Below are 14,769 nucleotides of genomic sequence, written 5' to 3'. Positions count from 1 at the left end.
TAGCGCTCTTGAGGGCCTAGCCGCTATCAGCCTTCGAGCTTGCTTTTCAGCAGTTCGTTGACTTGCTGCGGGTTGGCCTTGCCCTTGGAGGCTTTCATCGCCTGGCCGACAAAGAAGCCGAACATCTTGCCGCGCTTGGCTTCATCCGCCGCCCGATACTGTTCGACCTGCTCGGCGTTGGCCGCCAGCACTTCGTCCAGCACCTTCTCGATGGCGCCGCTGTCCGTGACCTGCTTCAGCCCACGGGCTTCGATCACTTCGTCCGCGCTGCCTTCACCATTGGCCATGGCTTCGAAGACCATCTTGGCGATCTTGCCGGAGATGGTGTTGTCGCTGATCCGCAGCAGCATGCCGCCCAACTGCTCGGCCGTGACCGGTGCCTGGTCGATGTCCACGCCCAGCTTGTTCAGCAGGCTGCCCAGCTCGACCATGACCCAGTTGGCCGCCAGCTTGGCGTCGCCGCCGATGCTCACGACTTTTTCGAAGTAGTTCGCCTGCTCGCGGCTGGAAGCCAGCACGCTGGCGTCATAAACCGACAGGCCGAACTGGGCCTGGAAGCGCTCGCGTTTCTGCGGCGGCAGCTCCGGCAACTGCGCGCGGACTTCATCGAGGAACGCGTCCTCGATCACCACCGGCAACAGGTCCGGGTCGGGGAAGTAACGGTAGTCGTTGGCTTCCTCCTTGCTGCGCATGGCGCGGGTCTCGTCCTTGTTCGGGTCGTACAGGCGGGTCTGCTGGATCACCCGGCCGCCGTCCTCGATCAGTTCGATCTGGCGCTGCACTTCGGTGTTGATCGCCTTCTCGATAAAACGGAACGAGTTGACGTTCTTGATCTCGCAGCGGGTACCGAACTCGACCTGGCCCTTGGGCCGGATCGAGACGTTGCAGTCGCAACGCAGCGAGCCTTCTGCCATGTTGCCGTCGCAGATACCCAGGTAACGCACCAGCGCATGGATCGCCTTGACGTAGGCCACGGCTTCCTTGGCGTTGCGCATATCCGGTTCGGAAACGATTTCCAGCAGCGGCGTGCCGGCACGGTTCAGGTCGATGCCGGTGGCGCCGCTGAAATCCTCGTGCAGGCTCTTGCCGGCGTCTTCTTCCAGGTGCGCACGGGTAATCCCGACGCGCTTGACCGTGCCGTCTTCGAGGGTGATGTCCAGGTGGCCCTTGCCAACGATCGGCAGTTCCATCTGGCTGATCTGGTAGCCCTTGGGCAGGTCCGGGTAGAAGTAGTTCTTGCGTGCGAACACGTTGTGCTGGCCGATCTCGGCGTCGATCGCCAGACCGAATTTCACCGCCATGCGCACCGCTTCCTGGTTCAGCACCGGCAGGACGCCGGGCATGCCCAGGTCTACCAGGCTCGCCTGGGTGTTCGGCTCGGAACCGAAGGTGGTGGCACTACCGGAGAAAATCTTCGATTGGGTGGCGAGCTGGGTATGAATCTCCAGCCCGATCACGACTTCCCATTGCATGTGTTTCTCCTCAGAAGCCTTCAGGTGTGCGGGTGTGCCAGTCAGTGTTTAGCTGATACTGGTGCGCAACGTTGAGCAGACGGCCTTCCTGGAAATATGGGGCCAGCAGTTGGACGCCCACCGGCAGGCCGTCGACGAAACCGGCCGGCATGGACAGGCCCGGCAGGCCCGCGAGGTTGGCGGTGATGGTGTAGACGTCTTCCAGGTACTCGGCGACCGGGTCGCTGTTCTTCGCGCCGATCTTCCACGCCGGGTTCGGCGTGGTCGGGCCGAGGATGATGTCGACCTCGTTGAAGGCGGCCATGAAGTCGTTCTTGATCAGGCGACGGATTTTCTGCGCCTGCAGGTAATAGGCGTCGTAGTAACCGGCCGACAGCGCGTAGGCGCCGACCAGGATACGGCGCTGGACTTCCGCGCCGAAGCCTTCGCCACGGGAGCGCTTGTACAGGTCGGTGAGGTCTTTCGGGTCTTCGCAGCGATAGCCGAAACGCACGCCGTCGAAGCGCGAGAGGTTCGACGAGGCTTCCGCCGGGGCGATCACGTAGTACGCCGGAATCGCGTGCTGCATGTTCGGCAGGCTGATTTCCTTGATGATCGCGCCGAGTTTTTCCAGGGCCTTGATGCTCGCCTGGATCAGGTCGGCGATGCGCGGGTCGAGGCCGGCGCTGAAGTATTCCTTGGGTACGCCGATGCGCAGGCCCTGGATCGAGGTGCCCAGGCTGGCGGAGTAATCCGGTACCGGCTCATCGATGCTGGTGGAGTCCTGCGGGTCGAAGCCGGCCATGCCTTGCAGCAGCAGGGCGCAGTCTTCGGCGGTACGTGCCAACGGGCCACCCTGGTCGAGGCTGGAGGCGTAGGCGATCATGCCCCAGCGCGAAACGCGACCGTAGGTCGGTTTCAGCCCGGTGAGGTTGGTCAGCGCCGCCGGCTGGCGGATCGAACCGCCGGTGTCGGTGCCGGTGGCTGCCGGCAGCAGGCGTGCGGCAACCGCTGCCGCCGAACCGCCGGATGAACCGCCTGGCACGTGCTCCAGGTTCCACGGGTTTTTCGCCGGGCCGTAGTAGCTCGACTCGTTGCCCGAGCCCATGGCGAACTCGTCCATGTTGGTCTTGCCCAGGGTCACGGTACCGGCCGCGGCCAGCTTGGCGACCACGGTGGCGTCGTAGGGCGCCTTGAAGTTGTCGAGCATCTTCGAGCCGCAGCTGGTGCGGATGCCCTGGGTGCAGAACAGGTCCTTGTGGGCGATCGGCGCGCCGAGCAGGGCACCGTTCTCGCCGGCGGCACGACGGACGTCGGCGGCCTTGGCCTGGCTCAGGGCCAGGTCCTCGGTGAGGCTGATGAAACTGTTGAGCTGCGGGTCGAGCTGGGCGATACGCGCCAGCAGGGTCCGGGTCAGCTCTTCGGAGGAGAATTTCTTGTCGGCGAGGCCACGGGCGATCTCGGCCAGGGTCATCTGATGCATTGCAGGCTCTTTCCCTTTAGTCGATGACTTTCGGAACCAGGTACAGGCCGTTTTCGACCGCTGGCGCGATGGACTGATAAGCCTCGCGATGATTTCGCTCGGTCACGGCGTCGGCGCGCAGGCGCTGATTCGCTTCCAGAGGGTGGGCAAGGGGTTCGATACCGCGGGTATCGACAGCCTGCATCAGGTCGACCAGGCCCAGAATGCTGTTCAGGGCCTCGGTGGTGCGTGGAAGATCGGCTTCGACCAGGCCCAGGCGGGCCAGGTGAGCGATTTTTTCCACGTCGGAGCGTTCAAGCGCCATGGGGATCTCCAGTGGAAAACCGGACGGAAGGTGTCCGTTCAGTTAGGCAATACACAATAAAGAGTGTCAATAAGTGCGGGCGCGACTTACGATTGTCGGAACACTACCGCATTTCTACGGTCACATGGCCGCGATTGTATGGGATGGTGCTCGGAAAAACGCCTAATTTAGCATATTGGCGCCTTGCCCAAAATCCCCGTCGTTGTTAGAGTTTGCCGCACTTTTTTACCCACGCGTTGCCCAGGGTCCCTTTCCAATGTTCAAGAAACTGCGTGGCATGTTTTCCAGCGATCTCTCCATCGACCTGGGCACAGCCAACACCCTTATCTACGTGCGCGAGCGCGGTATCGTCCTGAATGAGCCATCGGTTGTTGCGATTCGCACCCATGGCAACCAGAAGAGCGTCGTCGCCGTCGGCACCGAGGCCAAGCGCATGCTCGGCCGTACGCCGGGCAACATTGCTGCCATTCGTCCGATGAAAGACGGCGTGATCGCCGACTTCAGCGTTTGCGAGAAGATGCTGCAGTACTTCATCAACAAGGTGCATGAAAACAGCTTCCTGCAGCCCAGCCCTCGGGTGCTGATCTGCGTACCGTGCAAATCGACCCAGGTCGAGCGTCGTGCCATCCGTGAATCGGCCCTTGGTGCCGGTGCCCGTGAAGTGTTCCTGATCGAAGAGCCGATGGCTGCCGCTATCGGTGCCGGCCTGCCGGTTGAAGAAGCCCGCGGTTCGATGGTGGTCGATATCGGTGGTGGTACCACTGAAATCGCCCTGATCTCCCTGAACGGCGTGGTCTATGCCGAATCCGTCCGGGTCGGCGGCGACCGCTTCGACGAAGCGATCATCACTTATGTGCGCCGCAACTACGGCAGCCTGATCGGTGAATCCACCGCCGAGCGTATCAAGCAGGAAATCGGCACCGCCTACCCGGGCGGCGAAGTGCGTGAAGTCGACGTACGTGGCCGTAACCTGGCCGAAGGCGTGCCACGTGCCTTCACCCTGAACTCCAACGAAGTCCTGGAAGCCCTGCAGGAATCCCTGGCGACCATCGTCCAGGCGGTGAAAAGCGCCCTGGAGCAGTCGCCTCCGGAACTGGCCTCGGACATCGCCGAGCGTGGTCTGGTGCTGACCGGTGGTGGCGCATTGCTGCGTGACCTCGACAAGCTGCTGGCCCAGGAAACCGGTCTGCCGGTGATCGTTGCCGAAGACCCGCTGACCTGCGTCGCCCGTGGCGGCGGTCGTGCCCTGGAAATGATGGATAAGCACACCATGGATCTGCTTTCCAGCGAGTAAGTTCGCTGAGAAGCTCTATGCTGTTCCGCTCGCAGGCAGCACTTTGCAGTGCTGCCTGTTGCGTTTATCTTCTGTCAATCTGCATCCAGGCCGGTGTGATGCCGTATGAATAAAATGACTCATTGCCTGGGAGGAGCGGCTCATTAAACCGCTCTTTGCCAAAGGCCCCTCATTGGGCGTGCGCTTGTTGGTGCTGGTCGTGCTATCGGTCGCGCTGATGGTGGTCGATGCCCGTTTCACGCTGCTCAAGCCGGTGCGTAGCCAGATGTCGCTGGTGCTGATGCAGTCGTACTGGATCACCGACCTGCCGCAACGCTTGTGGCAAGGCGTGGCCAGTCAGTTCGGCAGTCGTACCGAGTTGGTCGCCGAAAACGAAAAACTCCAGACCGAAAACCTGCTGTTGCAAGGGCGCCTGCAAAAACTCGCGGCCTTGACCGAGCAGAACGTACGCCTGCGCGAGTTGCTCAACTCCTCGGCGCTGGTCAACGAGAAGGTCGAAGTGGCCGAGTTGATCGGCATGGACCCGAACCCCTTCACCCATCGCATCATCATCAACAAGGGTGAACGTGATGGCGTGGTCCTCGGCCAACCGGTGCTCGATGCCCGTGGCCTGATGGGCCAGGTGGTCGAGTTGATGCCCTACACCTCGCGCGTGCTGCTGCTCACCGACACCACCCACAGCATTCCGGTGCAGGTCAACCGCAACGGCCTGCGGGCGATTGCCAGCGGTACCGGCAACCCCGAGCGCCTGGAACTGCGCCATGTCGCCGACACGGCCGACATCAAGGAAGGCGACCTGCTGGTCAGCTCCGGCCTGGGCCAGCGCTTCCCGGCGGGTTACCCGGTAGCGACGGTCAAGGAAGTGATTCACGATTCCGGCCAGCCTTTCGCCATTGTCCGCGCCGTGCCGACCGCCGCGTTGAACCGCAGCCGCTACCTGTTGCTGGTCTTCAGCGACGGCCGTACGCCGGAAGAGCGTGCCAACGAAGCGGCGCAGGCCCAGGAAGCGGATCGCCAGGGCGGTGACGGAGCGCCGGCAGTGCCGGCCACCGTGCCCAAGCCCGCGACCGCACCGGCCAAGCCTGGCGCCCCCGCCGCGCCTGCCGCTGCCCCGGCAACCCCGGCCAGGCCGGCGGCCCATGCCGTCAAACCCGCCGCTGCCAAACCCCCCGCCAGCAAACCGCCGGCGGCGACACGGGCAACCCCCCGGACGGAGGAATAATGGCTGGTACCTTTTCCCGCAATGGCTGGATCGTCTGGCTGACCTTCGCCATCGGCCTGCTGCTCAGCGTTTCGCCGCTGCCACAGTTCATGGAGATCCTGCGCCCGCTGTGGCTGGCACTGTTGCTGGCGTTCTGGGCGTTGTACCTGCCGCACAAGATCGGCATGGTGACCGCGTTCCTGCTGGGCCTGGCCGAAGACGTGCTCTATGGCACCCTGCTGGGGCAGAACGCATTGATCCTGACCCTCATCACCTTCCTCGTGCTGTCGCTGCAACAACGCCTGCGGATGTTCCCGATGTGGCAACAGAGTCTGGTGATCCTGGTGATCTTCGGCCTGGCGCAGTTGGTGCAACTCTGGCTCAGCGCCTTGACCGGCAACCGTCAACCGACCCTGGCGCTGGTGCTGCCGGCCCTGGTCAGCGCCTTGCTCTGGCCCTGGGTCAGCTTCGGCCTGCGTGGCCTGCGCCGCCGCTACAAAATCAACTGACGGGATTTCGCCCGCCATTGGCGGGCGAGCTGCTGATTCTGCTGACATGGCTCCCCTACAGAGCCCCGACACGGAGATGTCTCGATGACCTCGCTCTACCTGGCTTCCGGCTCGCCGCGTCGGCGTGAACTGCTGACACAGATCGGCGTGCCGTTCAGCGTCATCAGTGCCGAGATCGACGAAACCCCACTGCCTGATGAAAGCCCGACGGCCTACGTCGAGCGCCTGGCGCGGGGCAAGGCCGCGGCCGGTCGTGCACGGCTGGGTGCCAGTCAGGCGGCGGCCGGGACCTGTGTGCTGGGGGCCGACACCGCGGTGGTGCTGGACGGTCGGATTCTCGGCAAGCCGCTGGATGAAGCCGATGCACTGGCCATGTTGCTGGCCCTGTCCGATCGCGAGCACGAAGTGCTGACCGCCATTGCGGTGCTCGACGGTGAGCGTTGCGAGTCCCGGGTGGTACGCAGCCTCGTGAAATTTCGTGCAATACACTCAGAAGAAGCTCATCTCTACTGGTCCAGCGGCGAGCCCCGGGACAAGGCGGGCGCCTATGCTATTCAAGGCCTGGCGGCGGTTTTCGTTGTGGGCTTGAATGGCAGTTACTCTGCCGTTGTCGGCCTGCCCGTGTGCGAAACCGCAGAACTGCTTGGCCATTTCGGCATACCCTGTTGGCAAAACCTTGTCGTGCGCTGATTGCCGCACGCCCGCGATACGGCAACTTTATTGTGAATACGCCTGAACGAGACCCAGCCATGAGTGAAGAGATCCTGATCAACATCACGCCGATGGAATCGCGCGTGGCGGTGGTAGAGAACGGCGTGTTGCAAGAGGTTCATGTCGAGCGTACGCAGAAACGCGGGATCGTCGGCAATATCTACAAGGGCAAGGTGGTGCGGGTGTTGCCGGGCATGCAGGCGGCCTTCGTCGATATCGGCCTGGACCGCGCGGCGTTTATCCACGCCTCGGAAATCTCCATGCGCGAAGGGCCGGCGGTGGAGAGCATCAGCGCCCTGGTGCACGAAGGGCAGAGCCTGGTGGTGCAAGTCACCAAGGACCCCATCGGTACCAAGGGCGCGCGCCTGACCACGCAGTTGTCGATCCCCTCGCGCTACCTGGTGTACATGCCACGTACGGCGCACGTCGGCATTTCCCTGAAGATCGAGGACGAAGGCGAGCGCGAGCGCCTCAAGCAGGTGGTCAGCGATTGCGTGGCCCGCGAAGGCATCACCGAAGCCGGCGGCTTCATCCTGCGCACGGCGGCGGAGGGTGCCGGGGCCGATGAGATCATGATGGACATCCGCTACCTGCGGCGCCTCTGGGACCAGATCGGCGCGCAGATCAAGACCATCGGCGCCCCCAGTGTGATCTACGAAGACCTCGGCCTGGCCTTGCGCACCCTGCGCGATCTGGTCAGCCCGAAGATCGAGAAAATTCGCATCGACTCGCGGGAAACCTTCCAGAAGACCACGCAGTTCGTCGCCGAACTGATGCCGGAAATCGCCGACCGCCTGGAGCACTACCCCGGCGAACGGCCGATCTTCGACCTGTACGGCGTCGAGGACGAGATCCAGAAGGCCCTGGAGCGCAAGGTGCCGCTCAAGTCCGGTGGCTACCTGGTGGTCGACCCGGCCGAAGCCATGAGCACCATCGACGTCAACACCGGTGCCTTCGTCGGCCATCGCAACCTCGAAGAAACCATCTTCAAGACCAACCTCGAAGCGGCCACCGCGATTGCCCGGCAACTGCGCCTGCGCAACCTCGGCGGGATCATCATCATCGACTTCATCGACATGGAAGACGAGGAGCACCAGCGCCAGGTCCTGCGGACCCTGGAAAAACAACTGGAGCGCGATCACGCCAAGACCAACATCATCGGCATCACCGAACTGGGCCTGGTGCAGATGACCCGCAAGCGCACCCGCGAAAGCCTCGAACAGGTGCTCTGCGAGCCGTGCAGCAGTTGCCAGGGGCGCGGCAAGTTGAAGACCCCGGAAACGGTTTGCTACGAGATTTTCCGTGAAATCTTGCGTGAAGCCCGCGCCTATCAGGCTGAAGGTTATAGAGTGTTGGCCAACCAGAAGGTGGTCGATCGCCTGCTGGACGAGGAGTCCGGCAATGTCGCCGAGCTGGAAGGCTTTATCGGCCGCACCATTCGTTTCCAGGTCGAGACCATGTATTCCCAGGAACAATATGACGTGGTGCTGCTCTGATTTCCTGTACTGAGAACCTGCAAGCCCGGTCCAGCGTCGACCTGTTCATTGAACCTTGCCTGAGGGGGCACTGACATGGAGCGTCTGACACGCTTTGTTGCCGGCTTGACCCGTTGGAGCATGGGCCTCTGTGCGTTGTTGCTGGTGCTGGTGGCGCTGTATGCCAGCCTGGGCCGGCAACTGGTGCCGCTGGTGGCCGAGTATCGCGCCGAGATCGAAAGCAAGGCCCAGGCCGCCGTGGGGCTGCCGTTGTCCATCGGCAGCCTGGAAGGGCGCTGGCACGGCCTGGCCCCGGTGCTGCTGGCCCACGATGTGAAAGTCGGCGAGGGCGCTTCGGCGCTGTTGCTGGACAAGGTCCAGGTGGTGCCCGATCTCTGGGCCAGCCTGCGGGCCCGTGAAGTCCGGATTGCCCATCTTGAGCTGGGCGGCCTGCAACTGAGCCTGAAAGAAGACCAGGACGGCCACTGGGCCCTCCAGGGTTTGCCGGTCCAGGACGACCAGCCGCTCGACCCCGCGCAACTGCTGACGCGCTTGCAGATGGTCAAGCAGCTGTCGGTGCTCGACAGCCAGGTGACCTTGCAGCCGTTCGGTGAGTCGCCGCTGACCCTGACTTACGTCGGTCTCAACCTGGAAAGCGGTCTTTCCCGCCAGCGCCTCGACCTGCGCCTGAATCTGCCCGATGGCCAGCCCCTGGCCCTGAACCTGAAAACCCGCCTGCGTGCCAGCGACTGGCGCAACGGCACGGCGCAAGCCTACCTGAGCCTGCCGCAAAGCGACTGGGCACGCTGGCTGCCGGCGCGGCTGACCGGGCAGATGAAAATCACCGAGCTCAAGGCCGGTGGCGAGTTCTGGTTGAACTGGGGCAATGGCACGGTGCAGAGCGCCGTGGTCCGCCTCAATGCGCCGCAATTCCAGGGTGCCTATGCCCAGCGCAAGGCGGTCAGCATCGACAACCTGGCCCTCAACGCCTATGTCCAGCACACCGGGCAGGGGTTTGACGTGCAGCTCAACTCCCTGGCCATGAACCTGGGCAAGACGCGCTGGGAAAGCCATCTGCAATTGCAGCAGTTCGCGGCCACCGACAAGGAGTCGGAGCGCTGGCACCTGCAGGCCGACCGCCTCGACCTGACGCCGATCACCCCCTTGCTCAATGCCCTGGCGCCCTTGCCTGACGGCCTGGCCACGGCCATCGATCACCTGAAGGTCATCGGCACCCTGCGCAATGTGCTGCTGGATTACCGGCCCCAGGAAACCGGCGATCAAAAGCTGAGTTTTGCGGCGAACCTGGAACGGGTCGGCTTCGACGCCTACCACGACGCCCCGGCGGCGCGTAACGTCAGCGGCAGCATCAGCGGCGACCTCGGCCAGGGCGAACTGCGCATGGACAGCAAGGATTTCTCCCTGCACCTGTACCCGATCTTCAACAACCCCTGGCAGTACCTGCAAGCCAATGCCCGCCTGACCTGGCGCCTGGACCAGGACGGTTTCACCCTGATCGCGCCCTACATCAAGGTGCTCGGGGAAGAGGGCAAGATCGCCGCCGACTTCCTGATTCGCCTGCACTTCGCCCAGGGCACCGAAGACTACATGGACCTGCGGGTCGGCCTGGTGGATGGCGAGGGCCGCTTCACGTCCAAGTACCTGCCGGCGGTGTTGAGCCCGGCGCTGGACGAATGGCTGCGCAACTCGATCCTGCATGGCGCGGTGGACCAGGGCTTCTTCCAGTACCAGGGTTCGCTGAACCACGGCGCCTCTGCCGCGGCACGCAATATCAGCCTGTTCTTCAAGGTCCATGATGCCGAGCTGGCGTTCCAGCCGGGCTGGCCCCATGTCAGCAAGGTCAAGGGCGATGTGTTTATCGAGGACAGCGGGGTGCGGATCAAGGCCAGCGAAGGCCAGTTGCTCAACACCCAGGTCAGCGACATCATGGTCAATATTCCCCATGTGCCCAGCGGCCAACACAGCCATATGTTCCTCGACGGCAACTTTGCCGGCGGCCTGGGCGATGGCCTGAAGATTCTCCAGGAAGCCCCGATCGGCACTGGCGCGACCTTTGCCGGCTGGCAGGCCACGGGTGACCTGTCGGGCAAGGTGAGCCTGGATGTGCCGCTGGTCAAGGCCGACGAACCGAAGATCCTGGTGGACTTCAAGACCGACAAGGCCACGCTCAAACTACCGGATCCGGTCCTGGAACTGAGCCAGCTCAAGGGTGACTTCCGCTTCGACAGCGCCAAGGGCCTGAGCGCCGATAACATCAGTGCCCAGGCATTCGAGCGGCCCATCACCGCGCAGATTTTCGCCGACGGCAAACCGGGCAGTCTCAATACCCGGGTGGTAGCCAAGGGGCAGGTGGCGATCAAGAAACTCACCGATTGGCTGAATGTCAGCCAACCGGTGCCGGTTTCTGGCGACCTGCCTTACCAGTTGCAACTGACCCTGGACGGTCCCGACAGCCAGTTGATGATCAACTCCAACCTCAAGGGTGTTGCCGTCGACTTGCCGGCGCCGTTCGGCATGCCCGCCAGCCTGGGCCGCGACAGCGTGTTCCGCATGACCCTGCAGGGCGCCGAGCGGCGTTACTGGTTCGATTACGGCACCCTGGCCAACTTCACCTTTGCCGCACCGAGCGGCAAGTTCGGCGATGGCCGTGGTGAACTGTTCCTCGGCGAAGGCGACGCGCAACTGCCGACGACCCAGGGCCTGCGGATCCGTGGGGTGTTGTCGGAGCTGGACCTGGAACCGTGGAAAGCGGTCGCCGACCGTTATGCCGGCCAGGACCCGGGCGGCAGCGCCAAGCAATTGCTCAGCAGCGCGGATTTCAAGGTCGGCAAGCTCAGTGCTTTCGGTAGCCAGTTCGACCAGGTGAGTTTGCTGATGGCCCGCAGCGCCAATGCCTGGGGCTTGCAGATCGACAGCCAGCAGGCCAAGGGCAGCGTGACCTTGCCGGATGCCAAGGGTGTACCGATTGGCGTCAGGTTGGCCTATGTGCGTTTGCCGGCACCGGACCCGAGCGTGGTTGCCGATGAAAATGCCCCGGACCCGCTGGCCTCGGTCGATCCCCGGCAGATCCCCGCCGTGGACGTGAGCATCGAGCAACTGTTCCAGGGCAACGATCTGGTGGGTGCCTGGTCGCTCAAGGCGCGTCCGACCCCCAAGGGCATCAAGCTCAATGACCTCAATCTCGGCCTCAAGGGCTTGCAACTGCAAGGCTCCGGCGGTTGGGAAGGCGTGCCCGGCACCAGCGGCAGCTGGTTCAACGGGCGCCTGCAAGGCAAGAACCTGGCGGACGTGCTCAAGGCCTGGAGTTATGCGCCGACCGTTACCAGTGAGGATTTCAGCCTGGACGTCGATGGCCGCTGGCCTGGGTCGCCGGCCTGGGTCGGGCCCAAGCGCTTCTCGGGCAGTCTCGATGCGACCCTGAACAAGGGCCAGTTCGTCGAGGCCGACGGTGGTGCCCAGGCCCTGCGGGTATTCGGCCTGTTGAACTTCAACTCCATCGGCCGCCGCCTGCGCCTGGACTTTTCCGACCTGCTGGGCAAAGGCCTGAGCTACGACCGGGTCAAGGGCCTGCTGGTGGCCAGCGATGGCGTCTATGTGACGCGCAAGCCGATCACCCTGACCGGGCCTTCGAGCAACCTGGAACTCAACGGCACCCTCGATATGGTCGCCGACCGGGTCGATGCCAAGCTGCTGGTGACCTTGCCAGTGACCAACAACCTGCCGATTGCCGCGTTGCTGGTCGGCGCGCCGGCCATCGGCGGTGCGCTGTTCCTGATCGACAAGCTGATCGGTGACCGCGTGGCGCGCTTCGCCAGCGTCAAATACAGCGTCACCGGCCCCTGGAAAGAACCCAAGATCACCTTCGACAAGCCGTTTGACAAGTCGAAGTAAGTCCCCGACGCGAACCCGTAGCGTCGGCATTTTTCGTACTGGGCGCACCGCTGCATGGAGTAGCATGGCGCCAAGTCTTTGAAGGAGTGCGCCATGACTTTTTCCGTCATTCAAATGGTCAGCCAGAGCGATGTCCTGGCCAACCTGGCCCAGGCCCGCGCCTTGCTGGAGCGCGCTGCCGAAGGCGGGGCGCGGTTGGCGGTGCTGCCGGAAAACTTCGCCGCCATGGGCCGTCGAGACGTCGCCGAGATCGGCCGCGCCGAGGCCCTGGGCGAAGGACCTGTCCTGCCCTGGTTGAAACAGGCCGCCCGCGACCTCAAGTTATGGATAGTGGCGGGCACTTTGCCGTTGCCGCCCGTTGATCAGCCCCATGCCAAGGCCAATGCCTGCTCGCTGTTGATCGATGAGCAGGGCGAGACGGTGGCGCGTTACGACAAGCTGCATTTGTTCGATGTGGACGTGGCGGACACGCGCGGGCGTTATCGCGAATCCGATGACTATGCTTATGGCAGCCGGGTGGTGGTGGCCGATACCCCGGTAGGACGCCTGGGCCTGAGCGTGTGCTACGACCTGCGCTTTCCCGAGCTCTACAGTGAATTGCGCAAGGCCGGTGCCGAATTGATCACCGCGCCCTCGGCCTTTACCGCCGTGACCGGTGCCGCGCACTGGGAGGTGCTGATTCGCGCCCGGGCCATCGAGACCCAGTGCTACTTGCTGGCGGCGGCCCAGGGCGGGGTTCATCCGGGGCCGCGGGAAACCTTCGGGCATGCGGCGATTGTCGACCCATGGGGACGCATTGTCGCCGAACAGGATCAAGGCGAAGCGGTGCTGCTGGCCGAACGCGACAGTAATGAACAGGCGTCCATCCGGGCGCGGATGCCGGTGGCGAGCCATCGGCGCTTTTTCTCGCAGGGCGCGCAGCGACCTGCATCGGAATGACGAAATAAGGCGCAAAACTATGAGCGAGTTGTTGTCCTCAGTCAGCGAACACCTGTTGGCGCCGGGTGGCGTGACCATCGAAAGCCTGCAAGCGGTACTGGGCGACCTGGCCGGGCCGGGCATCGACGCCGCCGACCTGTATTTCCAGGGGCAGATCTCCGAGTCCTGGGCCCTGGAAGACGGCATCGTCAAGGAAGGCAGTTTCAACCTTGACCAGGGTGTCGGCGTGCGTGCCCAGTCCGGTGAGAAAACCGGCTTTGCCTACAGCAACGCCATTACCCTCGAAGCCCTGGGCTCGGCGGCGCGTGCCGCCCGCTCGATTTCCCGGGCCGGGCAGCATGGCAAGGTCCAGGTGTTCAGCAGCCAGGAAGTGACGCAGCTGTATGCGCCGGACAACCCGCTGGACGTCATGAGCCGTGCCGAGAAGGTCGAGTTGCTCAAGCGCGTCGATGTCGCCACCCGGGCCCTTGATCCGCGGATCCAGCAGGTCTCGGTAAGCATGGCCGGGGTCTGGGAGCGGATTCTGGTCGCCTCCACCGACGGCGGCCTGGCGGCGGATGTGCGGCCGCTGGTGCGCTTCAATGTCAGCGTGATCGTCGAGCAGAACGGCCGGCGTGAACGCGGCGGCCACGGCGGTGGCGGACGTACCGACTACCGTTATTTCCTGACGGAAGACCGGGCCATGGGTTATGCCCGCGAGGCCTTGCGCCAGGCGCTGGTCAACCTTGAAGCGATTCCCGCACCGGCTGGCACCTTGCCGGTGGTGCTCGGCTCCGGTTGGTCCGGGGTGCTGCTGCACGAAGCGGTCGGCCACGGCCTGGAAGGCGACTTCAACCGCAAGGGCAGTTCGGCCTACAGCGGGCGGATGGGCGAGATGGTTGCGTCGAAACTCTGCACCATCGTCGATGACGGCACCCTGGCGGGCCGTCGCGGTTCCCTGAGCGTCGACGACGAAGGCACGCCGACCGAGTGCACCACGCTGATCGAAAATGGCGTGCTCAAAGGTTATATGCAGGACAAGCTCAATGCCCGGTTGATGGGCGTGGCGCGCACCGGCAACGGTCGTCGCGAGTCCTACGCGCATCTGCCGATGCCGCGCATGACCAACACCTACATGCTCGGTGGCGAAAGCGATCCGGCGGAAATCATCGCCTCGGTGAAACGCGGTATCTACTGCGCCAACCTTGGCGGCGGCCAGGTCGATATCACCAGCGGCAAGTTCGTGTTCTCCACCAGCGAGGCCTACCTGATCGAAGACGGCAAGATCACCGCCCCGGTCAAGGGCGCGACCCTGATCGGCAACGGCCCGGAAGCCATGAGTCGGGTGTCGATGGTCGGCAACGACCTGGCGCTGGACAGCGGTGTGGGCACGTGCGGCAAGGATGGGCAGTCGGTACCGGTGGGTGTCGGTCAGCCAACCTTGAAAATCGATGCGATCACCGTGGGTGGCACGGGGTCGTAGGAAGAGGTGGAGCGTCGGGTGAGCGCCA

General features: G+C 63.7%; 11 protein-coding genes. 8 read left to right on the top strand and 3 right to left on the bottom strand.

The window, feature by feature from the left end; all coding sequences use genetic code 11:
• Window positions 1-26 precede the first annotated feature (26 nt).
• Genes gatB through gatC form a run of 3 tightly spaced genes read right to left on the bottom strand, consistent with a single transcriptional unit; the run spans window position 27 to window position 3,238 of the window.
• Window positions 27-1,472, bottom strand: coding sequence for an Asp-tRNA(Asn)/Glu-tRNA(Gln) amidotransferase subunit GatB (gene gatB / locus CWE01_RS19945; protein ID WP_100942265.1), 1,446 nt, complete (start codon window positions 1,470-1,472; stop codon window positions 27-29).
• A gap of 10 nt (window positions 1,473-1,482) precedes the next feature.
• A complete protein-coding gene (gene gatA, locus CWE01_RS19940; protein ID WP_100942264.1) occupies window positions 1,483-2,934 on the bottom strand; it encodes an Asp-tRNA(Asn)/Glu-tRNA(Gln) amidotransferase subunit GatA in 1,452 nt (483 codons plus the stop codon).
• A gap of 16 nt (window positions 2,935-2,950) precedes the next feature.
• On the bottom strand, window positions 2,951-3,238 hold the full coding sequence (gatC, locus tag CWE01_RS19935) for an Asp-tRNA(Asn)/Glu-tRNA(Gln) amidotransferase subunit GatC (RefSeq protein WP_100942263.1): 288 nt from the start codon (window positions 3,236-3,238) through the stop codon (window positions 2,951-2,953).
• 256 nt (window positions 3,239-3,494) lie between these two features.
• On the opposite strand from gatC, the gene mreB reads away from it, so the two are divergent.
• The 8 genes from mreB (at window position 3,495) to tldD (ending at window position 14,741) form a co-directional block, all read left to right on the top strand.
• Window positions 3,495-4,532 carry a rod shape-determining protein MreB gene (mreB, locus tag CWE01_RS19930; protein WP_002555108.1) on the top strand — a complete coding sequence of 346 codons (1,038 nt, stop codon included), beginning with the start codon at window positions 3,495-3,497 and terminating at the stop codon, window positions 4,530-4,532.
• 142 nt (window positions 4,533-4,674) lie between these two features.
• Entirely contained in the window at window positions 4,675-5,754 is a 1,080-nt protein-coding gene (mreC, locus tag CWE01_RS19925; protein WP_100942262.1) for a rod shape-determining protein MreC, read from the top strand.
• A complete protein-coding gene (mreD, locus tag CWE01_RS19920; RefSeq protein WP_100942261.1) occupies window positions 5,754-6,242 on the top strand; it encodes a rod shape-determining protein MreD in 489 nt (162 codons plus the stop codon). The genes mreC and mreD overlap by 1 nt, the downstream gene beginning before the upstream one ends.
• Window positions 6,243-6,326: 84 nt before the next feature.
• Window positions 6,327-6,932, top strand: a complete 606-nt coding sequence (locus CWE01_RS19915; protein ID WP_100942260.1) for a nucleoside triphosphate pyrophosphatase — start codon at window positions 6,327-6,329, stop codon at window positions 6,930-6,932.
• Between the two features lie 59 nt (window positions 6,933-6,991).
• Entirely contained in the window at window positions 6,992-8,449 is a 1,458-nt protein-coding gene (gene rng, locus CWE01_RS19910) for a ribonuclease G (protein ID WP_100942259.1), read from the top strand.
• A gap of 75 nt (window positions 8,450-8,524) precedes the next feature.
• Complete coding sequence (locus CWE01_RS19905; RefSeq protein WP_100942258.1) at window positions 8,525-12,340, top strand: YhdP family protein; 3,816 nt, start codon at window positions 8,525-8,527, stop codon at window positions 12,338-12,340.
• Window positions 12,341-12,433: 93 nt separating this feature from the next.
• Window positions 12,434-13,279, top strand: a complete 846-nt coding sequence (locus CWE01_RS19900; protein WP_100942257.1) for a carbon-nitrogen hydrolase family protein — start codon at window positions 12,434-12,436, stop codon at window positions 13,277-13,279.
• A gap of 19 nt (window positions 13,280-13,298) precedes the next feature.
• The gene (gene tldD, locus CWE01_RS19895) at window positions 13,299-14,741 is read left to right on the top strand and encodes a metalloprotease TldD (RefSeq protein WP_100942256.1); all 1,443 of its coding nucleotides are present in this window, start codon (window positions 13,299-13,301) and stop codon (window positions 14,739-14,741) included.
• Window positions 14,742-14,769: the final 28 nt, after the last annotated feature.

Origin of the sequence: Pseudomonas sp. QS1027 (assembly GCF_002814235.1) — a bacterium.
Lineage (GTDB): Bacteria > Pseudomonadota > Gammaproteobacteria > Pseudomonadales > Pseudomonadaceae > Aquipseudomonas.
This window is presented reverse-complemented; position numbering and strand designations above follow the sequence as displayed.

Excerpts from the sequence above, each read along its gene's own strand:
- mreB (WP_002555108.1), top strand. The coding sequence starts at position 3,495 with ATGTTCAAGAAACTGCGTGGCATGTTTTCCAGCGATCTCTCCATCGAC.
- gatC (WP_100942263.1), bottom strand. The coding sequence starts at position 3,238 with ATGGCGCTTGAACGCTCCGACGTGGAAAAAATCGCTCACCTGGCCCGC.
- gatA (WP_100942264.1), bottom strand. The coding sequence starts at position 2,934 with ATGCATCAGATGACCCTGGCCGAGATCGCCCGTGGCCTCGCCGACAAG.
- gatB (WP_100942265.1), bottom strand. The coding sequence starts at position 1,472 with ATGCAATGGGAAGTCGTGATCGGGCTGGAGATTCATACCCAGCTCGCC.
- CWE01_RS19915 (WP_100942260.1), top strand. The coding sequence starts at position 6,327 with ATGACCTCGCTCTACCTGGCTTCCGGCTCGCCGCGTCGGCGTGAACTG.
- CWE01_RS19900 (WP_100942257.1), top strand. The coding sequence starts at position 12,434 with ATGACTTTTTCCGTCATTCAAATGGTCAGCCAGAGCGATGTCCTGGCC.
- mreD (WP_100942261.1), top strand. The coding sequence starts at position 5,754 with ATGGCTGGTACCTTTTCCCGCAATGGCTGGATCGTCTGGCTGACCTTC.
- rng (WP_100942259.1), top strand. The coding sequence starts at position 6,992 with ATGAGTGAAGAGATCCTGATCAACATCACGCCGATGGAATCGCGCGTG.
- CWE01_RS19905 (WP_100942258.1), top strand. The coding sequence starts at position 8,525 with ATGGAGCGTCTGACACGCTTTGTTGCCGGCTTGACCCGTTGGAGCATG.
- tldD (WP_100942256.1), top strand. The coding sequence starts at position 13,299 with ATGAGCGAGTTGTTGTCCTCAGTCAGCGAACACCTGTTGGCGCCGGGT.